The organism is Vampirovibrio chlorellavorus (genome assembly GCF_003149375.1).
GTDB lineage: Bacteria > Cyanobacteriota > Vampirovibrionia > Vampirovibrionales > Vampirovibrionaceae > Vampirovibrio > Vampirovibrio chlorellavorus_B.
Window position 1 is genome coordinate 434,968 of sequence record NZ_QFWH01000001.1, and the last position, 20,944, is coordinate 455,911.

At 55.9% G+C, this 20,944-nt stretch carries 17 protein-coding genes; 12 read left to right on the forward strand and 5 right to left on the reverse strand.

All coding sequences use genetic code 11. From position 1 onward, the window contains the following. Positions 1–61: 61 nt before the first annotated feature. Positions 62–925: a uridine kinase family protein gene (locus DF283_RS02115; RefSeq protein WP_303673012.1), complete on the reverse strand. Its 864-nt coding sequence runs from the start codon at positions 923–925 to the stop codon at positions 62–64. Positions 926–1,154: 229 nt separating this feature from the next. Here DF283_RS02115 and DF283_RS02120 point away from each other — a divergent pair, with 229 nt between their 5' ends. Together DF283_RS02120 and DF283_RS02125 are read left to right on the forward strand one after the other, a co-directional pair. After that, positions 1,155–2,267, forward strand: a complete 1,113-nt coding sequence (locus tag DF283_RS02120; RefSeq protein WP_303673013.1) for a WYL domain-containing protein — start codon at positions 1,155–1,157, stop codon at positions 2,265–2,267. Continuing rightward, complete coding sequence (locus DF283_RS02125; protein ID WP_303673014.1) at positions 2,260–3,234, forward strand: helix-turn-helix transcriptional regulator; 975 nt, start codon at positions 2,260–2,262, stop codon at positions 3,232–3,234. Before DF283_RS02120 ends, DF283_RS02125 begins: the two co-directional genes overlap by 8 nt. A gap of 27 nt (positions 3,235–3,261) precedes the next feature. On the opposite strand, the gene DF283_RS02130 is transcribed toward DF283_RS02125, so the two are convergent. Then, complete coding sequence (locus tag DF283_RS02130) at positions 3,262–3,540, reverse strand: hypothetical protein (protein ID WP_303673016.1); 279 nt, start codon at positions 3,538–3,540, stop codon at positions 3,262–3,264. A gap of 218 nt (positions 3,541–3,758) precedes the next feature. Here DF283_RS02130 and prfB point away from each other — a divergent pair. Together prfB and aroQ are read left to right on the forward strand one after the other, a co-directional pair. Further along, positions 3,759–4,893, forward strand: a protein-coding gene (gene prfB / locus DF283_RS02135; protein ID WP_333782274.1) for a peptide chain release factor 2 whose coding sequence is annotated in 2 segments (ribosomal slippage) — positions 3,759–3,830 and positions 3,832–4,893 — 1,134 coding nt in all. Because the reading frame shifts where the segments join, the coding sequence is not laid out codon by codon here. 81 nt (positions 4,894–4,974) lie between these two features. Further along, a complete protein-coding gene (gene aroQ / locus DF283_RS02140) occupies positions 4,975–5,448 on the forward strand; it encodes a type II 3-dehydroquinate dehydratase (RefSeq protein ID WP_303673019.1) in 474 nt (157 codons plus the stop codon). On the opposite strand, the gene DF283_RS02145 is transcribed toward aroQ, so the two are convergent. Further along, on the reverse strand, positions 5,441–6,913 hold the full coding sequence (locus tag DF283_RS02145) for a hypothetical protein (RefSeq protein WP_303673021.1): 1,473 nt from the start codon (positions 6,911–6,913) through the stop codon (positions 5,441–5,443). The two genes, aroQ and DF283_RS02145, sit on opposite strands and share 8 nt — an antisense overlap. A gap of 257 nt (positions 6,914–7,170) precedes the next feature. On the opposite strand from DF283_RS02145, the gene DF283_RS02150 reads away from it, so the two are divergent. Together DF283_RS02150 and DF283_RS02155 are read left to right on the forward strand one after the other, a co-directional pair. Beyond that, positions 7,171–9,792, forward strand: coding sequence for a hypothetical protein (locus DF283_RS02150; RefSeq protein ID WP_303673022.1), 2,622 nt, complete (start codon positions 7,171–7,173; stop codon positions 9,790–9,792). Positions 9,793–9,838: 46 nt separating this feature from the next. Then, positions 9,839–10,291 (forward strand): helix-turn-helix domain-containing protein, encoded by a 453-nt coding sequence (locus DF283_RS02155; RefSeq protein WP_303673023.1) that lies wholly within the window; start codon positions 9,839–9,841, stop codon positions 10,289–10,291. A gap of 26 nt (positions 10,292–10,317) precedes the next feature. Here the strand turns inward: DF283_RS02155 and DF283_RS02160 are convergent, their stop codons facing one another. Both DF283_RS02160 and sppA read right to left on the reverse strand, forming a co-directional pair. Beyond that, the gene (locus tag DF283_RS02160; protein WP_303673025.1) at positions 10,318–10,953 is read right to left on the reverse strand and encodes a Yip1 family protein; all 636 of its coding nucleotides are present in this window, start codon (positions 10,951–10,953) and stop codon (positions 10,318–10,320) included. A gap of 9 nt (positions 10,954–10,962) precedes the next feature. Next, the gene (sppA, locus tag DF283_RS02165; protein ID WP_303673026.1) at positions 10,963–12,018 is read right to left on the reverse strand and encodes a signal peptide peptidase SppA; all 1,056 of its coding nucleotides are present in this window, start codon (positions 12,016–12,018) and stop codon (positions 10,963–10,965) included. Positions 12,019–12,233: 215 nt separating this feature from the next. On the opposite strand from sppA, the gene DF283_RS02170 reads away from it, so the two are divergent. From DF283_RS02170 to DF283_RS02195, 6 genes are all read left to right on the forward strand, one after another. Beyond that, positions 12,234–13,829 (forward strand): YifB family Mg chelatase-like AAA ATPase, encoded by a 1,596-nt coding sequence (locus tag DF283_RS02170; protein ID WP_303673028.1) that lies wholly within the window; start codon positions 12,234–12,236, stop codon positions 13,827–13,829. A gap of 107 nt (positions 13,830–13,936) precedes the next feature. Next, entirely contained in the window at positions 13,937–15,868 is a 1,932-nt protein-coding gene (mnmG, locus tag DF283_RS02175; RefSeq protein WP_303673029.1) for a tRNA uridine-5-carboxymethylaminomethyl(34) synthesis enzyme MnmG, read from the forward strand. 236 nt (positions 15,869–16,104) lie between these two features. Beyond that, positions 16,105–16,584, forward strand: a complete 480-nt coding sequence (gene fliJ / locus DF283_RS02180; RefSeq protein ID WP_303673030.1) for a flagellar export protein FliJ — start codon at positions 16,105–16,107, stop codon at positions 16,582–16,584. A 71-nt stretch (positions 16,585–16,655) separates the two neighbouring features. Beyond that, positions 16,656–17,414 (forward strand): flagellar hook-length control protein FliK, encoded by a 759-nt coding sequence (fliK, locus tag DF283_RS02185; RefSeq protein ID WP_303673031.1) that lies wholly within the window; start codon positions 16,656–16,658, stop codon positions 17,412–17,414. Between the two features lie 37 nt (positions 17,415–17,451). Next, positions 17,452–18,288, forward strand: coding sequence for a flagellar hook-basal body complex protein (locus tag DF283_RS02190; protein ID WP_303673032.1), 837 nt, complete (start codon positions 17,452–17,454; stop codon positions 18,286–18,288). A gap of 99 nt (positions 18,289–18,387) precedes the next feature. Then, on the forward strand, positions 18,388–20,931 hold the full coding sequence (locus DF283_RS02195) for an alpha-mannosidase (protein WP_303673034.1): 2,544 nt from the start codon (positions 18,388–18,390) through the stop codon (positions 20,929–20,931). Positions 20,932–20,944 lie beyond the last annotated feature (13 nt).

Below are 20,944 nucleotides of genomic sequence, written 5' to 3' on the forward strand. Positions count from 1 at the left end.
TACACTTAACAACCCTGAAGCGGGTTTTTTGATAGTTTGTAAAGTCTGTTTAAGAGCAGGCTTATGCGATATGTTTCTGGCTTAAAATGCGGGCCCGGCCTAATGTCTGCGCCAACTGGGTCAGGAATCGTCTTACCTGGGGAATGGGGGCGTTGTTGTTGATGACCAAATCGGCCACTTCACGGGTGGGCAGAATATGTCGTTCCAGGCATTGCACGGTGGTACGCCACATGTTGTCGGTAATACCCCGGTTTTCCTGAATATTTCGGGATAGCCAGCGTTGGCGACGGGTCTGTTCATCCACATCCACATAAATTTTAAAGTGGTATAAGGGCAAAATGGCCGATTCATAGAAGGCATGAATCCCTTCGGTGACCATAAAGGGTGTCACTGTGAGAGGCAGGTCTTCTTCAATGATGCTGGGTTTCTGTTGGGGGGTGCCAAAGCGCAGTTTGGGGATGTAGATGCTTCCGCCCAGCGGCTGAGCCTGAAAGCGTTGTAAGTCTCGCCCCAAATGCCGAAAGCGGATGTGATCGGGGTCATCAAAGTCGATATGATCGTAAAACAGGCTCAGGGGCACATGCGGAAAGTCCGCCTCAAAGTCCCGGTAGTAATTGTCCTGACTAAAGGAGGCCACTTCGGTGAACTGGCTCAGTTCCTGCACCAGTGTTTCCCGGATAAAAGACTTGCCGGAGCCGGAAGGGCCGGTGAGGGCAACCACAAAAGGCTGAGGAACAAAGGCGATATGGTGGGCCCACCGGGACAGGTCGTCCCAGAAAAACAGCGAAACGGACTGCACGACAGGCATTTCGCTTCGACTGTCCTCGGCCAGAAGCGCTTGCACCTGGGAAATGATCGAATCAATCCCTCTGGAGGGAGGGAAGGCGGTCTCGGGGCTATCGGCAGGGGGATTTCTATGAGTCATCGGGCGTCTGTTTTCGTACGGAAGTTCTCTTATTCTAGCGAAGAGCCGTCCGGGACAACAGAAAAATTTGCCATGGCAGGTAAGGGCAAGGGGTTTCGCCCCGGATGGTAAATGGTCGATCGTTGTTTTGGAAAACCGAACATTTATCGGTTTACATCTAAAGTTGGCTCAGTCACCATGAAGATTCAATGAAAGCCGAACCGGTTTTGTTCAATTCGGGGTTTCAAGCGTGATTAGTCAGCAATCGGACAATCTGGACGCCAATCTCGCTCCATTTCTGGAGCTGGGCGTGGAAACGGAAGAAGGCCTGCGATCTTCGGAAGACCAGCCCCTGTCCGCTCGTCGGGCTCTGAATGGAACGGCCTATAGGATTTATCGACTCCTGCAATGGCTCATTCAAGCGCCCCTGACCGTTGACCAGCTGAATCGAAAATTTGAGCAGGATCCGGGGATCGGCAAGCCTGTTTCCAACGATTCCATCTGGTTGTATGTCAATACCCTCAAGGCGCTGGGCTGTGTTATTCGTCGGCCCAGCCCACGCAATGGTTTTGCCTATCAAATGGTCAGTCATCCGTTTGGAATGACGCTCGAGCAAAACGGGCTGGAGGTTCTGGCGCAGGCCAAGGTGGTGGCGCAACGGCATTTCTCGCCGCAGGAAATGTTGGCCCTGGACAGCCTGCTGAAGAAGATGATCGCCCAGAGTCTGTTGCAAGGCTCTGAGGATGGTAGTGAATGGATGACCCAGTTGTTTGTGCAAAGCCGCAGTCTCGACTCTCAGGAATGCCGGACGCGCATTGAGCAACTGGAGCGCTCTATTCTGGAAGAGAGTTTACTGGAAGTCACCTACGCCTCTCCCCTGAAGGGTGAAAGTGTGTTCACCTTTCTGCCTGAGAGCCTGTTTTATCGTCAGGGGGTGGTTTATGTGCGAGGCGAACGTCTGGACTATCCGGGGCCCAGCAGTTTGCGAGTGGATCGTTTACTGGGTGTGCAAACGATTCAGGATGATGACTTACGCACTCAGCTGATTGACCGTCAGCAGGTCAAGGTTGAGATTGTGCTGAAGGTTTTTGTGAGATCACCGCGCGGTTTTCAGGGGTTTGCCCTGGACCCCAATCAGGGCGTCTATCAGGAAAGCCGTTTGTGGGTGGATGGCCCGGACCCCCATTACGAGGTTCGCCTGCTGGTGCGGGATTTCTTTTATGTGAAGCAGACGCTCTTGTCTCTGGGCTTGCCCTTTGCCATTGAGAGCCCGGATGTATTCAGGCAGGACATGAGGGAAACCCTTGATACGATGCTGGAATTTTACAAGGCGAAAGGAAGTACAGCGGATGGCCATGGCTAGTGCGCCCTCAGAGGTGTTTCAAAACATCAATATTTCAGCTTATCGAGTGCTGTTCATTCTGTTGATGCTGGTGCGCTACCGCAGCCTGAACATGGTGGAACTGAATCGCCTCCTCTACGAAAACCCCATGATCGGCCGGGGCTACAATTCGGAAACGCTCACCAAGTACATCAACACCCTGCGGGAAGTGGGCTGCCGCATCCCTCGTTCGACCAACCGAAACGATTACAGTTACGAGTTGCTCCGAAACCCTTTTCCACTGGCCCTGGAGCCCAAAGAGCTTTCCGTGGCCCGCAGGCTGCTGGATGTGCTGGCCAGTCAGCCAGACGAGGTGCTTTATCAGGACTATCGGCGCTTGATGGAAAATTTGTCCTGGGCGGTGGGTTGCAATACATCCCTTGGGATGGAGGAAGAGACTGGCCTGATTCCGGCTGCCCCCATGCGCGATTTGGGCTTATGGCGGCAGCGATACAATGAATTCAGGCGATACTGCCAGGAGGCTTTTGCCCTTGAGCTTGCCTATGCCGATCCGGAGCGGGGTGTTCAGGCGCTTTCAGTGGAACCCTATGAAGTGCTGGAGCGAGAAACCGGGCTTTTTTTGCTCGGCCTGGATCGGGGCAGTCAGGAGCAGCGTTTGCTGGATCTGGATCGGATTGCCTCGGTGCGCCAGTCGCCCTCTAAAAATCGCAGGTCGCCCGTTCTGGTCACGGTGGTTTTTGCGCTGTATGGCCGTTTGGCCAAAAGTTATCGCTTATATCCGGATGAGCGGCTGGTCTACTCGTCGAACACGGAAATTCACGTAAAAACCCGGCTTGCAGAGACCAGCGGCTTGATGCTGCGTCTGCTGAAGTATGGCGCGTCCTGCCAGATACTGTCCCCGGATGGACTGCGAGACGTTATGCGCCAGCACATAGAAGGTTTGCTATCGGCGATGTCGGGAAAACCGGACCTCGGCGCGATTATTTAGGAGGAAGGACCCTTGCCTGATGCGGGCTTAATACAGGATAAACAGGCGATTGCCCCCAAAGACCGGTTGATCGTCCCGGTACCCCAGAAACATGGCGTCTTTCAGAGGTTTGTTGACCCCGTATTGCTCCCGAAACTCCGGGCTGTCCGGGTTCATGGCCGTCATAAACGGATTGCTTCTTTTGGTGCTGCCTGTGCTGCTGGTGACGGCGGGTGTGGCCAGCGATGGCAGGGTGGCTTTCACCGCTTTGGTAAAGGGATTGCTATTGCTGGCGGGCACATTCAGTTGAAATGGGGGTTGGCTCATGCGGGATGGCTTCCTCCGGGGTTGGGTGGTGGAATTGATTATCAATGCTCATTTCAAAGATTATTCTAATTTGAAGGCCTGTCAAAAGCGTCCGGCAGGTGCAGTATTTTTAGTGTTTTTCTGCTGTCCACTGGTTTGGATTTACGGTCCGGTTGACTTGTGGGCGAGCTACCGGCTTCAGTACAATAAGAGTCATTATCAATCCAAAAGGAAAAAACGTGGATTTCTCCGATATCAAACGCCGATTGGAGGCACTGGCCCCTCGTTTGGATGCGGCAAGGGGGTTTCTTTGACACCCCGGCCATTCGCGAGCAAATTGCCAATTTAGAGAACAAAACTACGATGCCGGGCTTTTGGGATGATGCGGATGCCGCCCAATCGGCCATGCAGGAGCTTAACGATCTGAAGGATAGTATCGCCCGCATGCAGCGCTGGGCTCAGGCCTTGAGTGATCAGCAGGTCTTACTGTCCATGGGGCAGGAGGAAGGCGACGACTCGGTGATTGCCGAGCTGGATGGCGAGTTGTCCGCCTTGGAAGCCGAAGTGGACGGCTGGGAGCTGCAAAGCCTGTTGAGCGATGAGTATGACAAGTGCGATGTGATTATTACCATCAGCGCCGGAGCCGGTGGCACCGATGCCCAGGATTGGGCCCAGATGCTGATGCGTATGTACCTTCGCTGGGCGGAGCAACAGGGCTTTAAGCGGGACGTTCTGGACCTGAACGAAGGTGAAGAGGCCGGTATCAAGAGCGCTTCCATTCGCCTGAGCGGTAAGTACGCTTATGGCTACGCCAAGGCCGAGCGGGGTGTTCATCGTCTGGTGCGCATTTCCCCGTTTAACGCTTCGGGGAAGCGACAAACCAGCTTTGCTTCCCTGGAGGTGAGCCCGGTGGTGACCGGGGTGACCGCTGCGGATATTGAGATTCGGCCTGAGGACATTGAGCTGGACACCAGTCGCAGCGGAGGCGCTGGTGGGCAGAACGTCAACAAGGTGGAAACGGCCGTGCGGATTGTACACAAGCCTACGGGCATCGTGGTACGCAGCCAACAGGAACGCAGCCAGTTGCAAAACCGGGAAATCGCCATGGATATGCTGCGCTCCAAGCTGTTGGCCCGAAAAATCGCCGAGCATGAGGCCAAATTGGCGGCCAGCCGGGGTGAGGTGATGGATGTTAATTTTGGCAGCCAGATACGCTCGTATGTTTTTCACCCCTACAGCATGGTCAAAGATCACCGCACCAATGAGGAAACGGCTGATGTGGACGGGGTGATGGATGGCGACTTAACCCGTTTTATTGAAGCCATGCTGAGGTTGCGGCAGTCTCAGGCCCTAGCCGCTGATGCGGCCAGTTAAGACGAAGCGCTGAAGCGGTTAGTCCGCAGAATTCGGTTACGATAAGAACAAACCGGTACAACCCATCAAGGAGTTCCTCCCGTGTCACAAGCGCCGAATCGCACCATTGCCGTCATCAACGGCCCGAACCTGAATTTACTGGGAGAGCGAGAGCCCCATATTTACGGGGCGCAGACTCTGGCGGACATTAACGCGTCTCTGAAAGAGGTGGCCGCCAAGGCTGGATTTGATCTGATTTGCTATCAGTCCAACCACGAGGGCGATTTGATCGATCAGGTGCAGGCTATGCGCCTGACCACGGGGGGCATGATCATCAACCCGGGTGGGTATGCCCATACCAGCGTGGCCTTGCGGGATGCCTTGGCCGCATATACTCATCCTGTTGTGGAAGTGCATATCTCAAACGTACACCGCCGTGAGGCGTTTCGGCACCAGTCGTATCTGAGTGCGGTGGTGACCGGCGTTATTTGTGGATTGGGAGCCGATGGCTACCGTCTGGCCCTGCAGGCCCTGATTGAAAGGCTCCAGCCCGCCGACTTGGATCGGATTATTTAAGACCGGGCGATTTAACCTGGCAGGGGGCTAGCACGGCGTCTTTCATCCCGTGGATGAGCTTTTTATCGGCGGGACAGGCGGTGGCCAGGACTCCTGCCAGCGTCACCTGCTCGTTTTCAACAAAGTAGTAGGGGCACAATCTAACCCGTGCCTGAAAGTCCCGGATTTCGCCGGTGCCCATCTCCAGCCGTTGGGCGGGCAAAACGTCCGCGGCTTCAAACTTCTGCAGAATATAGGGGGTTTGTCCAAAGCTGGCCATGGCGATATCCAGTTGTTGGCCCCAGCTCTCGCTGGAATGGTCGTGCCCGATGGTCACCCCTCGGCTACCCCAGCCCAATGGTGAGAAGCCGGAGGGTTTCAGAACCAGTTCCCGCTCTTTTTGGGAGAGGGTTTTTAGTTGCAGGAAGTCCTGAATGACCTTGCCGCCGGGGTTTAAGTTGGCAATAATCGCCTGTGGGGGGAGCGGGGCGGGGTCGACGATCCACCCTTGGGGCACCCATTGTTTGAGTTGCTGGAAATCGGCCTGACCCAGTTCTTTCGTCCAAAAATCAGCCAGCACGGGGTGGTGCAGCAGGGCCAGCGACAGTTTCTCTTCCACGTGGGGCTTGAAGGGCGGGGTGCATTTGACCAGCCCCTTCTTGACGGCGTATTGGATGAGTTCGACTTTGGGAATGTTGGGCAGATCAAACAGTTCAAAAAAGCGGTAGATCACATCAATGGGCTGTTCCTGACCCGTGATCGGATTGGGACAGACCAGCCGATCCCGCACCAGGTCAATGTCCTTGGGGTGAATGAGGGCGATATGGGGGTAGGCTGGCAGCAAATCACTGCCCTGCTGAATAGTGTCCACCAGCCAGCTCATTTCCGCCCGATAATCCCCCGCTTCATCCGATAGCACAACGGCGATAAACGGTTGCGGATTGTCCGGGGTCAGCGTTTGAAGCAGGCTCAGGAAGGCACCGGGCAGGCCCTGGCTGGATTCAATGACTGGAAAGCCGTTCTGTCGGTAAAAATGGTTCAGGGCGGTCATAAACCCAAGCCCTCCGGGGACGGCATCAATTTCACACAGGGTCCAGCCGTCTTTTTTTAACAGTAAATCCGGGCGAATGACCAGGGGTAGCTGGCTTTTTAAGCGTTTGAGGCCAGCCAGTTGTTTCAAACCATCCGGTTTCCCCTGATCGTATAACTCGGCTATCCAGTCGGGGGTGGACAGGTTGGGGTTCTGGCTTTGCTTGTACAGGGTATCAACGGCCTTGGTGAATTTGACCAGAATGTTTCCCAGTGCTTGCAAGTCTTCCCACTGTGCCGGTGTCAGGCTGAAGGGCTCGGGGGAGAGTTGCCAGCCCAGAGCGTTGTCCGAGGCGCTGTCCTTCCCATATAGCGGGCTGGTTGGCAGGTATGAAAAATCCAGAGAGGCGCTTGGGTGGGTGCCTGCGATTGGGTTGGAGGGGGAAGGATGGCTCATGGGCTGGGTTACTCATGATTGATGGCGATAATGGTGAAAGCTGGTTAATGGATGATATTCTACGGAAAACAGAGGGGCTTTGCCCGGAGCAAAGGCCCTTTTTAAAATGAAACGGCCTGCTGCGTATTATAATAATTAAGAGTTTGAGGGGATAATGCCCTCCAAAGGATGTAGAGTCCAGTATGTTTTTCAAAAAAAATAAGTCGAATCCTCCTCCGGTTGAGACCAACCACCCATCGAATCCACTGAGGGGCGCCATGGGGCAGGCCAGCCTGTTTGCGCCAGCCCTTAATCCCAATGCGCAGCCCATTGACTTTGGCTTTGGGAGAACGCCACAGCCTTCTGGCTATGCGTCTCAGGAGCCTTCTTTTCAGGAGCCCGCTTTGGTGCCTGAAGCCATCCCTGTTGAGCAAATCCCGGAAGACAACGGCTGGATGTCACAATATGAAGCAGCGAGCCCCAGTTTTGACTCTCAGCAAGCCATGCCGGAGTTGCTAAGCGCTGCGGAACTGTCTGCGGCTTCCCCCTTGGACATTGTGACACCCACGCTGGCCCCCCCCGCGGGTTCGGGTGCCGGGCCGTCTTATCTGGAAGAGACTTTTGAGAATTACTCTCCTGAAAATTACACGCCTGAGACTTCCATACCCGCCCTGCCAGCAGACCCGTTCGTCCCTTCCGTGGGGAATGCAGCATGGGAAGAATCCGCCGGGCCGCAGGCTGATGACTGGAATAGCGCGTTTGAACCAACCTCCTGGCCTACTGAATTGATCTCTGGCATTCCGGATGCGGCTTCCTCTCCTCCTCCTGTAGCACCCCCGCCTGCCGCACAGAACTCTCAGCTGGATTGGGCCAAGCCTTCCGAGCCCACTGTGCCCTCATCGCTGGAAACGGGCTTTGGGGACTTGATGCCCTGGGAGCAATTGCCGGAGCCTCTGGGTAACCCGGGGCCTGCATCGCCAGAGGCCCTGTGGGCGCAATTTGATTCGGGCGCTGCCCTGCCGGGCCAGCAAGTGCCGATGGGGTCTGGTGCGTTTTTGGACTCTGTCCACGAGAAACTATACCCGGAAGACCCGTTTACCCCGGGCTATGATGAATTGGCTCAGGGGCAGCAGGCTTTTGAAGAGGCCGCCCAGTTCCTTTTCCCGGATACAATGGGCGCTTCGCTGGACTGGCAGCCGGAAACTTCACTGTCTGATGGTTTTGATCCCTTTTCGGGACAGGTATTGTCTCCTGAGGGTTCGGCTTTCACGGAACCCCCTCTGGAGTTGGGCCCCAGTATCCAGAGTGATGGCTCCGAAGTAAGCGATATGACCACTTATGCGGACGCGCTTCTGCAGTCCACTGCGCCATCGTTCCCATCAGCCTTTTCCCCTGACAACCCGGAGCAAGCGCTTTCATCGGTCGATGAGTCCCAACGGGTCACTGATCCGCTACAGGCCTTTGACCCATTTGCCATTCCGCCACCGGACAGTTCGGAGGCGGAGGGTGTAGCCAGCTTCGACTTCCCGCTGGACAGCTCGCTTACTGTGCCACCGGTCCCGTCTTTTGATCCCCTGGGACCAGACGCACTGGATTTTGACCCATTCAGCGTGCCCCATACAGAAGACGCTGCCGAGCCTTTGGTTTCCGGGTCCAATGCGTTTGACCGTTCAGACAGTGCTTTTGATTTCGCTAACCCCGAGTTGGCATTGCCCTCATCCCCGTCGCTGGAGGCCTGGGAGGTCAGCCCGCTGCCGTCTGAGGAGGTGCAAGAGCCGTCACTGGCGGATCCGACAGCGCTGGCCTTTGATCCCTTCAGTCCGCTACCAGCGGCGTCCGCTTATTGGGACGGCCCGGGAGAGTCCTCGGATTTTCCGACCCTTTCTGCGGATGAGGCCGGGATTTTGTGGCCGGGAGAGCCCACGGCTCACGAGGCAATCGCTGAGCCTGTATTGGATCGGCCATTGTCTGTAGCGGATGACAGTCTGACATTCCAGTCTTTGGAATCGGCAGACGCCGATTTGGATGAGTTGGAGACGGCTTTCGCCGCTGATTCACCCCAGTCTTCCGATGTGGGCTTTCCGGAGAGCCCGGTTTTACCGGATCTCAGCGATCAGGATTTTTATGCCACCGACTTTACCTTGAATGCGCTGGGGGAGCTGGTTCCTCTGGAGCCTGAAGTAGCGGGCGCTTCTTTGTCAGTGGCCCCCGCAGAATCCGGGATGCTCTCCGCATTTGAGGCTGCCGAAGGGACAGCAGACTTTTGGGTACCGCAAGCAGAGGCGCAGGGTGTTTTCGGTGACGCCGCTGTCGTTGCGGAGCCACAGGTTCCAGAGCCTTTCCCGCAGCTTTCAGAGCCCCTGCGTCTGGAAGCGCTGGACGCGGATTCGCCTTTCCAGAAGGTGTCGCCGCCTCCGATTCCCGGTGCGAGCCTGTCTGCCGCCTCATCATCTGAAGAACGGCTGCCCCATAATGGACATTTAACGGATGAGCAGTCGCCAGCACAAGCCTTTAGCGGGCCATTGGAGGCTCAGTGGCATGACACCTCTTCGGAAGTGGTCACTTCCGCTGTCCAGCCCTCTCAGGTGGAACCCCCTCGGGAATTTTCACTGTCCGATATCCAGATTTTGGCAGTCTGTCCACTGTTTGGGGACAGACGCCTGCTGGTGGTGAGCAGTAACGGGATATACGCCTTGATGGGCCAAGTAGGCTTGCAGCAACCGCAAGTGGCCGTATTGAAGCTGTTTGACCATAATCCCTTGGCGTATCAAAATACGTTTACGGCGGTGGCCGAGGCTCATGCGGACAGTCAGGGCATGTTCCTGACTCAGGCTGGGACTTGGCGTGGCATCATATCCACATTTCAGGATAAAATTACATTGCACACGGATCTGGGTTAGCCCCCGGGGTTGTGATGCGCTGTTGCCTGCCTGAAAGGTGTGTAAAATGTCTCGTGGTATTCCCCCTTCCCCTTTGCCGTCCACATTAGCCGAACGGGTGCGCTTCCTCCGGGAAAAGCGCTATATGACGCCCGAGTTGCTGGCAATCAGGGCTCAGGTGCCCGTGCGTATGATTGAGGACATCGAGGGCGGGATTGAGCTGTTTCTGGCCCCGGCGGTCCGTCAGCGCATTGCCCGGGTGCTGCATGTGCGACCCTCGCAGATTCAGGAGGTGGAGAGGGCCCCCGAATTCAACGATGCGGAAGTGCCCCTGTTGCGCCGCAAGGGCGTCGAGCTGCGGGAAGCCATTATGGAGGAACCGGACGCCCCCCATTTATGTCCCAGTTGCGGTGCCCCTCTGGCGGCACGGTTATTTGAGCGTCGGGATCTGCAAGATCGGCCGTTGATCGTTATCAAGGCCAACTGTACCCGTTGTTTGTTCCGGCTGACGGATGATTAAGGCTTACCACAGTCGTTGATCCGCCTTTAAGTGGGGCTGAGCAGCCGGATATTATCCACAAAACCCAAAATCCAGCCCAATAAAAACAGCTGGGTGGCAAAGGGCGTGGCCAGAACGATCAGCGCCCGTTCGATGGTCATGCGATAAGTCACCATCAGGGCCATGCCAAATAAGTAAACGCTCCACAGCCAGATGGCCAGGGTGGCGACTATGGCCAACGCGTTCCCCACCGGGCCAAGGCCGAATTTAATCAGGCTAACGGGCCCCAGCAGAAGCCAGGGAAGGGTCGCCAGCCCGGAGAGCGTCAAAAATTGTCCGATTCTGGCCTTTCCGGTGAAGGCGAAAGCCAGCAAGCCCGTGCAGAGTCCGGTAAAGGCCCAGGTGAACACACCGGTCAGGGCGCTCAAGGGAATGGCCCAGCTCAAACCAACGGCGTCTCCTCCCCGATTGGCCAGCTGAACGGCTGGAGCCAGGGCTGAAATTAGAACCACGGCGCATAGGGCGTGAAAGTACACCCGATTGGGCAGGGTGTCTGTTTCAGTCAGGGTTTTAAAAGTCGCCACCGGATGAAACAGGCTGTTATAAAGAGTATCAAGCGGGTCGGAGAATCCGGGTTGCGGATTCTCGGAGCTGGCGTATTCTTCGGTCATTGTTGCGTTCATGAGTGCTGATTACTCCAGGATCCAGAGGGGCTGGTTGGTGTAGCGCATACTGACCGGAAGCATTTTCAGGGCCAGGGCGGCGGAATCCTGAGCGCCAGAAGAGAACAGCCCTTCGGGTTTTATTCCCAGAAATTCCAGCAGGTGAAAGTTTTCTTGCGCATTTTCCAGCGGGAGGCGTTCTTTACCCTTCAGGAGAAACTTTTCCTTGGCCAGTCGATCCAGCTCGGTGTAGGCCAGATCCCAGTCGCCCAGCTTGTCAGCCAGTCCGGCCTCCAGGGCCTGCCGTCCGGTGACCACACGTCCGTCGGCCACGGCCTTGATTTTGGCCGTCAACGCAGCCTTCCTGGCGGTGTCCTTGATGAAGCGGGTGCGGCCTTCGATGACCGTACTGAGGAAGTCGTGATAGCTGTCGTTGATCACGGTCTGGATCAGGTTGATTTCATCCGGGCGGGGCTTGCGGTAGGGGGAAAGCAGGTCTTTGAATTTGCCGCTTTTCACCGTCACGGCGTGGACACCCAATTTGTTGTTCAGCAGGTCGCTGAGTTCCACGGTGCTGATGATCACCCCGATGGAGGCGGTTAACGTGCCGGGGTTGGTTACAATCATATCGGCGGCGCAGGCGGTGTAATAGCCGCCACTGGCCGCCAGATCGCCCATGCTGACTACCACCGGCTTTTTCTTGCTGACCCGTTTCACGGCGGCGTTCAGCTCCTGACTCATGCCCACCGTACCCCCGGGGGAATTAATGCGCAGCAACACGCCTTTCACGCTGTCATCCTTGGCGGCCTCATCCAGGCCCTTACGCACGGTGACGGCGTTGGATTCACTGGGGAAGAGGCCGTTGTCGTTCCCGCCATCCATAGTGATGGGGCCGCTCAGTTCTAAAAGGGCCAGATGGGGCTTTTTATTGAACAGGGCAGAGACGTTGCTGCCGCTGATCTCCGGCTTGGCTTTGGCGGATTCCCGGACAATTCGGGCAGAGTTGAAAATGCCCACCACCAGGGCCAATAACGAAAAGGTCAGCAAGCCCAAGGCGACTTGGCGTGAAGTGATCTGGGTGTTCAATGTGGTTCTCCTAGCCTCTCTCCGAATGGTGTCTCAAAATCCGACGATTTCACCGCAACCAGTGGCGCACAGTCTATTGTACCGTACCTTGCCGGAATGGAGTACGCGGCGGTTCATTTGTCCTAAAACCGAACATTTAACCCTTTGGCTTCCCGCGCGCTTTTTACACAATGCGAGGGTACAGTTTGTCTTGCGCTGGTGGAAACGGAGCGTTCATGATTGCGACGGTTTATACAGGTTCCCTGACGGGGTTGGATGCCCATCCCGTGGTGGTAGAGGTCGATTTGAGCGCCGGATTGCCGGGGTTAACCATTGTGGGCTTGCCGGATACCGGGGTTAACGAGTCCAAGGAACGCATTAAGGCGGCTATTAAAAACAGCGGATTCGCCTTTCCATTGAAGAAGGTGGTCATTAATCTGGCGCCTGCGGCCTTGCGCAAGGAGGGCACCGGCTTTGATTTGCCGCTGTGTGTGGGCATTCTGCTGGCCGCGGAATATCTGACCCCCACGCCCTTTTTGGAGAAGGCCTGCTTTATCGGGGAAGTGTCTCTGGAGGGCTCCTTGCGGCGAGTAAACGGGGTGCTTTCCATGGCCCTGATGGCCAAGCAGGAAGGTTATACAGCCTTGATCGTGCCGGATGAGAATGTGCTGGAAGCCTCTTTGGTAGAAGGGCTAGAGGTTTACGGGCTCAAGCATCTGAATGAACTGCCGGTGCTGTTTTTGCATCCGCCCAGTTTTTTAAAGCCGGTGGATCGGACGGCCCTGATTGCCTCCGCCACGGAATTACCGGTTCCCTCGGTCGATTTTGCCCATATTAAAGGGCAGGCCGTTGCCAAACGGGCCTTGGAGATCGCTGCCGCGGGCGGACACAACATGATGATGCTGGGGCCGCCGGGAAGTGGGAAATCCATGCTGGCCAAAGCCTTTGCCGGGATTCTACCGCCTTTATCCTTTGGGGAGGTGCTGGAAGTCAGCCGGATTTACAGCGTGGCCGGTCTGCTGGCCCAGGAGCCGGGTAGCACGCAACAAAGTCTCATGCGTCAGCGACCTTTTCGGGCGCCCCACCATTCGGCTTCCAAGGCCGGTATCACCGGAGGCGGTAGCCATCCCCGACCGGGCGAAATCACCCTGGCCCATCGGGGGGTGTTGTTTCTGGATGAATTTGTGGAGTTTCCCCGCAATGTGCTGGAGGTGATGCGTCAGCCTCTGGAAGATGGGGTGGTGACCATCAGCCGAGCGCATCAAAATATCACCTATCCAGCCAAGTTTATGCTGTTGGCGGCGCTGAATCCCTGTCCTTGCGGTTATGCGGGCGATAGCGTGAAGCAATGCACCTGTAGCGAAATGCAAATTGCCCGATATTTACAGAAGCTATCGGGCCCTTTGCTGGATCGCATTGATATTCATCTGGAAGTACCCCGCCTGAATGAAAGTGAATTGCTCAATCAGCAAACCCATCAGGAGCCGGGTGCTTCCAGCGCCGAAGTTCGGGAGCGGGTGATTCAGGCTCGGCAACGGCAGGCCTTGCGCTTTGCGGGGGAGGGCATTCTGTGTAACGCCGAGATGACCCCGCTGCAAATCAAAAATGCCTGCCTGCTGGATACGGCTGGGCAGGGGCTCATGCAAAAGGCCATCCAGAAAATGCACCTGAGCGCCCGAACGTTTGATCGGATTTTGCGCATGGCCCGAACCATCGCCGATTTGGAGCAATCCGAGGGGGTCAAGGCCGCTCATATCGCAGAAGCCCTTCAGTATCGCTCCATCGATAAGCTGTATCGACTGCAAAAAGGCGCTCAAAGCAAGGCCGGTTAGCCGTTGGGACGTTTGCGGGTGTTGTAGGCAATTTTGAGGAGCCAGTGACCTTTAACAGATCGAAAACTATTGGCTGGATCTTATTTTTTAACCTACAATACGACACTATGAGCATTATCGAAAAAGCAGATGTCATCGTCATTGGCGCTGGTCACGCCGGGATTGAAGCGGCCATGGCGGCTGCCCGACTGGGGTGCAAAACCCTGTTGATGACCATGAATCTGGATACCATCGGCCAGATGAGCTGCAACCCAGCCATTGGCGGCCCGGCCAAAAGCCAGTTGGTGAAGGAGATTGACGCATTGGGCGGGGTCATGGGCATTTGCGCCGATGCCACTTATCTGCAACTGAAAACGCTCAACGCCAGCAAGGGGCCAGCGGTTCGCGCCTTGCGGGCTCAGTCGGACAAGGCCGAGTACCGTGCCTTTGCCCGTAAATTGGTGGAGTCTGAGCCCAATCTCAAGTTGCGGCAGACCATGATCACCAAATTGCACGTCAATCCAACCGATAACAGTTTTAACGCCGTAGAAGACAACCTGGGCATTGTTTATCAGGCCAAGGCTTTGGTGATTACCACGGGCACCTTCCTTAACGGCAAGCTGTGGGTGGGTGAAAAAAGCATGGGCGGTGGCCGCCCCGGAGAATCTGGCTCTTATGGCATCACCGGGTGCCTGGCCGATTTGGGCTTAAAAACGGGCCGCCTGAAGACAGGGACACCACCGCGTCTGGATGGGCGCACCATTGATTTTGCTGGCCTGGAAGTGCATCCGGGGGATGCGGAACTTCGGTTTTTCTCCTTTTTGCCCAACCGGCCCGTGCGGGAACAAATGCCCTGCTACTTAACCCGTACCAATGAGTCTACCCACGCCCTGATTGACGAGAATTTACACCGCTCGCCCATGTATTCGGGCTTGTTGCAAGGGGCCGGGCCTCGTTATTGCCCCTCTATCGAGGATAAAGTCCAGCGGTTTCGGGATAAGGACAGTCACCATCTCTTCATTGAGCCGGAAGGCCGTGATACCTATGAGATGTACCTGCAGGGCTTTTCCACCTGTTTGCCCTATGAAATCCAGGTGGAAATGGTGCATTCTCTGCCGGGGCTGGAAAAAGCCGAGATTTTGCGGCCCGCCTGCGCGGTTGAGTACGATTATTTCCCCGCCTACCAGTTATTACCGTCCCTGATGACCAAAGTGGCCCCGGGCTTATTTTTAGCCGGCCAGATCAATGGCACCAGCGGCTATGAAGAAGCGGCGGCCCAAGGCTTGGTCGCAGGCATCAACGCCGCCCGGTTTTGTGGGGAGCAGGAACCGGTGGTGTTCACCCGGGAATCCTCCTATATTGGCACCCTGATTGACGATTTGGTGACCAAGGAAATCCATGAGCCCTACCGCATGCTGACCTCCCGCAGTGAGTACCGCTTGTTGCTGCGTCAGGACAATGCCGATCAGCGCCTAACCCCGCTGGGCCGGGAAATTGGTCTGGTGGATGCCCAGCGTTGGGAGGTCTTTCAGAAAAAGAATGAGGCCATTGCCGTTGAGCAGGAGCGTCTGAAAACGGTCAAGCTGGACCCCGTTGAAGGTGTGAACACCCTCTTGGAGTCTCAGTGCGGTGAAGTGATTCGTGAGAAAACGACTTTATTCCAGCTTTTGCGTCGTCCATCGGTAACCTACGAGGTGTTAAAACAGGTGGAGCCCGGTTGTATGCGGGTTGCTCAGGATGTTTTAGAGTACGTAGAGACGGAAATCAAGTACGAAGGGTACTTACAGCGGCAAAACCGGAATATTCAGCATTTGTCCGAAGCGCATAAGGTTAAACTGCCCTTGGATATGGACTACGCCAGTATCAAGCAGTTGTCCAACGAAGCGCGTGAGAAACTGAGCCGCATGAAACCGGCGGACTTGGGTCAGGCTTCCCGCATTCCCGGGTTAACCCCCGCTGATATTTCCGTGTTGCAAATTTTAATGAGTCGTCAGAAGCAGGTGCAGGCTTTGGCGGATGCTGAAACCGCTGAGGGTCCGAAAACGGAAGCCTCCGCCTGATTGTTTGGGCCTTGCGGTTTGCCGTTTCGGGGTTTTGTGAATGGTGGGTTGACTCCTCCCGCTAATGGAAATTAAGCGCTTCGGTTAAAGCTCTGTTGTGTTTTGCCGAATCCTCAATAAAATCCCAATACAAAGGATTGTCAGCGTATGGCCCTCCTCCTGAAGTGGCTGCCACGGACCGTCGTTTGTGACAGGATGAGACCCTGGTCAGCATTTACCGGAAAGCCCCTGAGATTATGGCCCGCTTTGTCTACCGATTGCAAAAAGTATTTGAGCTTCGAGAGCGCCGCAAAAAAGAGCAGGAGCAGCGCGTATTGGATGCTCAGAAGTATGTCCGTGAGGTGGAAATGGCCATTGAAGAAAAGAAGGATGAAATCCGTGATGTACAGAAAAACATGCTGGCCTCTCCGCATACATTAATGGCGGCGCATGACAGCTTTTTGCATCACCTCAACGGGCAACTGGATCAATTGCATGGGGATTTGAACTACGCCCAGTCCGAGCTGGAGTATGAGCGTCAGTTACTGATTAAGGCCCAGGCCGATTTGGAAGCCCTGGTCAAGCATAAGGAAAAGGCCCGGGAAGAATGGCTGGAAGAGGAAAAAAAGCTGGAAATGAAGCGCCTGGATGAAGTGGCGGGCCAGCGTTACTTTCGGGCTCAACTGGAAAAATCGGAAGAGGACGTTTTGTCTGAAGAAGAGGCGTTTGAATACTAAGTTTTCTCCTTGAAGTCAGTTTTCAAAGATCCATTTTTTAGAAAGTTATAAGTCAGAAGGAATCGAAGTGAATGAAAATCGAAGATTCCCCCTTTCCCAATCGCTCCCCGGTTGAAAAATTGCGGGCCAATTCCTTGCAGACGTCTTTTGAGTTTGCCCTGGATGAATTGGACATGTCTTTTCTGGAACTGCTGGACTCCATCAACACCAAGGCCGATGCCCGGAATCAGGCCTCGCTGCCGGGCGTGAAGGCTGATGCTGGATTGATGTCAGGCAAGGCCCCTGTGTCGGAATCCAAAAAAGTGGTGCGCTTGCCGGTACCCGAAAAAGCAGCGATTTCCGCCAAGGATGAAGGGGAGTTTAATACCGCGGTGGATGCCGATATGGTCTTAAAGCCGGATGATCTGACCCTGCTGGATATTCAGTATCTGAAGCAGGAGGTCATCCCGGGGCTGCCCATTTTGGTGGGTCAGGTGCCCTTTAACACGGTGTTTCCCACCGGTGGAGACGGGGAAATCAGTTACAAGGGCTTTGATGTGTCTCCCAAATTATCCGAGTTGATCGAAAAAGGGTTTAAGACCGGTCGGCCCATTCGGGTGGAGTTGGACGCCACTTCGGCTCTGGTGCTGAAGATTCGCAATGGGCAGGTTTCCGCCGAGTTTGTTTCCGCCGATCGGGCCGCCGCCTTTGCCGTCCAGCAACAACTGGATGAACTGCGAAACCGAATGACCGCCCGCAATTTACCCGTGGGCACCCTGGAATACAAGTATCAAAACCCCCGGCAAAACCACAAGCAAGGGGATGAAGAAACCCCATCCCGCTCCGAGTGAGTACCAGGCCTGAACGTTAAACGGAGGACACCCCATCGTGATTGATCCATTTATCACCGCCTTAAATACCCAAAAGGCCGCTTTGGGCTGGTTTGATTCCTTGGCCTCCAACATGACCAATATGTACACCCCCGGCTTCCGGGAAGTGAAAACCACTTTTGGGGATTTTGTGAATGGGGTGCAGTTGCTGGAATTGCCCCGCAATGAAGGGCAAGGCAAGTCCATGCCGGGCCGGGGCCCCAATAACCTGATGGTGGAGGGCAAAGGCTACTTTGTGGTTCGCAAGCCGGATGGCAAGCTGCTTTATACCCGCAATGGCGACTTTGATCTGAATGCGGAAGGCACCCTGGTGAATACGCAAGGCTACGTGGTGCAGGGTTACCTGCTGGGAGAAGATGGCCAGATGGTCAACACGGGGGATTCCAATGCCTCGCCGGTGGCCAATAATCCCAACCACAGCGCCGGGGGGCCGGGACACATTCCCACGACTGAAATCAACATGTGGATGGACCCCAGCAACGGTAAGTTTTTTGGAAAATACGACGAATACAAGGTGAAGTCCGATGGGACGGTGGTGGGGGTGGCCGATAAAGGGAAAACCATGACCCCCCTCTACAAAATTGCCCTGGTCAATTTCATTAACCCGGGTGCCCTGGGCATGCCGGAAGATCAGATGTTCGAGCCTACCGAGCTATCCGGTGAGCCCGTGGAAGGCTCCGGGGAAGTGCGGGTGGGTCTGCTGGAATCGTCCAACACGGATTTCAGAACCAACGCCAACTATCTGGCTCAGGCCAAGTTACAGCTGGATGTGACCTCCAAGCTGATCAGTACCAACAAGACCCTGCTGGAAGAGGCCCTGCGTCTGATTCAGTAACTCGAGTCGCTTCCTCAAGATTTGGCGGGCCTGCTACACTGAATAGCGGGCCCGTCTTCGGGTTTGGTTGATCAGTCTGTTGACAAGGGAGAGCCGCCCATGGGCCGGACAGAGAGCGAGCAAGTTGCAACATCAGCGGAGGCATTGACCGTGCCCGCGCCATTGTCCGTTTACTACCATACGCATTGGGATCGGGAGTGGTACCTACCCTTCCGGGCCTATCAGTTGAGGTTGGTGGAGGTGGTGGATGATATTCTGGAGCGCTTGGAAAGCGGCGTTTTCTCCTGCTTTATGCTGGATGGGCAAACGGTGGTGCTGGAGGACTATCTGGCACTTCGTCCCCAACAGGCGGATCGGTTGCGGCATTTCATTCAGTACGGACAACTCAGTATTGGTCCCTGGTATGTCATGCCCGATGAGTTTTTGGTGGGCGGGGAAAGCCTCATTCGCAATTTGGCGCTGGGGCTGCGTCAATCCCGGGATTGGGGTTGTAAGGCCTTCACCGGCTATTTGCCGGACACCTTCGGGCATTCCGCGGATATGCCCACCCTTTTTCAGCACTGCGGCCTTGATTCGGCGGTGGTGTGGCGGGGAGTGTTCCCGAAAAAAAGCGTGTTCCAATGGCAAAGTCCTGCGGGTCATCTGGTTAAAACCTTGCACCTGACCGACGGTTATTTTCAGATGATGTTGCAGGACTGGACGGCGGAGCCGGAGGCGCAGGCTGCTGCCTTGCGGGGGTTGGTGCAAAAATTGAAAGCGGTTCAGGTGGAGGGCGTTCCGCCGCTGTTGCCCATGGGGGGCGATCATTTGGGGCCATTGCCAGCCGAAGCCCATCAGCGACTGAAGGCGTTGTATCCGAATTTACAGGCAACCACGCCCGATGCTTACTTGCGCCAATTTACCCCTATCGAGGCATTGGAAACGGTGGCTGGGGAATTGGTGGATAATACGGGCAGTTTTCTGCTGCCGGGGGTGTATTCCGCCCGCATGTACCTGAAACAGGCTAACCGCAGGCTGGAGCATGCCCTGGTGCGTCAACTGGAACCGTTGCTGGCCATGGCGCAGGGGTTACTCCCCAATCGGCAAGCTGAGTATCCTGAGCAGGCTTTGGCGTTAGCCTGGCAAACCCTGATCCTGAACCATCCCCACGATAGCATTTGCGGTTGCAGCGTGGATGCCGTACATCGGGAGAATGAGGTGCGCTTTGATCAGGTGGCGCAGATCGCTGAGGGGTTGCGGCAGCGCAGTGAACAGCGCTTTCGTCGGGTTCTGGCCACTGGGGATGAGTGGATTGTTTTCAATACCAGCGGGCAACCCTATACGGGGGTGGTGCCGGTGACAGAAGATGTTCCCGATGGGCAGGCTCCTTCTTTCCTGACCCAGCAGGCTTCGGAAACCGCTGTGCTACAGGATGAGTATCTCCACGATAGTCAGCGGATTCCCCTGTCGCACCTGACCAAAGTGCGTCGTCAGGGCTGGATTTGGGTGGAGAACATTCCGCCGTTGGGCTATGCCGTGCTGAATCGGGATACAGCCCTTGGGAAGCAGGGCCACGCGACGGTTTTGGCTGATTCTGCCCGGCTGGAGAATGATCAGTTGCGGGTGTCTGTCGATGCCCAAGGCCGCTTATCCGTTGAGTGGATGGCCACCGGTCAGCGGTTTGAGGATTTGTTGACCTTTACCGATCGGCCGGATCAGGGGGATTCCTACAACAGTGGGCCGGTACCGGGTACGGTTCCTCAGGTGGCCGTGTTTACTGGTAGTCGGGTGGTGCAAGCCGGGCCGCTGGTGGGCATACTGGCGCTGACCCATCACTTCCCGGATTCTGATTGCTCGCTGGTCACGCAGGTTCGGCTAGATGCGGGGAGTGCCCGCCTGGATTTTGAAACCACCTTTATCAACCATGCCTCCCAGCATAAGCTGCAAGCGGTGTTCAATACCGGGCAGCCGATTCGTCGGGTGGTGGCGGAAAGTCATTTGGGCGTGGTGGCGCGTACTTATGACCCAGCGTACCGGGAAGTGGATCGGATGCCTGTAGCGCCCATGCAGGAACTGGCGACCAATACGGGCCCCGTTCAGCGCTTTTTGAGCGCCAACGGTCAGGGTTTTGTTACCGAAGGCCTGTGCGAGTACGAAGTGTTTCAGGACACGCTGGCAATTACCTTGCTGCGGGCTTTTGGTGCTTTGTCCAGTGCGGATACGGGCGTACGAGGGGCTCAGGCTGGGCCTCCTTTTGAAACGCCGGAAGGGCAGTGTCTGGGGCGTATGTTCCGGTGTCGGTACGCCTGGACTCCCCAAGGGGATGAGCCGAGCGCTCTGTTTGAGATGGCGGATCGGTTTTATGGCACCGTATGGGGCCTGACCGGTGTTGCCCAGCAGGCCAGCGCAGCGCCAGCCGGGGCGCTGATCACGGTGGAAAACCCTGAAGTGGTGGTGGCGGCCTGCTACTGGTCGGTTGGGCAGGGCTGGATTCTGCGGTTACTGAACCCCACCGGACAGGAGCAACAAACGGCCCTGCATACCGGGTTTGAATGCGCTTCTCTGTGGGAGGTGAACTTTCTGGAGGAGCGGCAGCAGGCTGTTTCAGCGGCATCTGTGACCATTCCGGCCCGAAGTGTTAAAACCTTGCTGTTTGCGGTGTAGAATGGGGAGCATT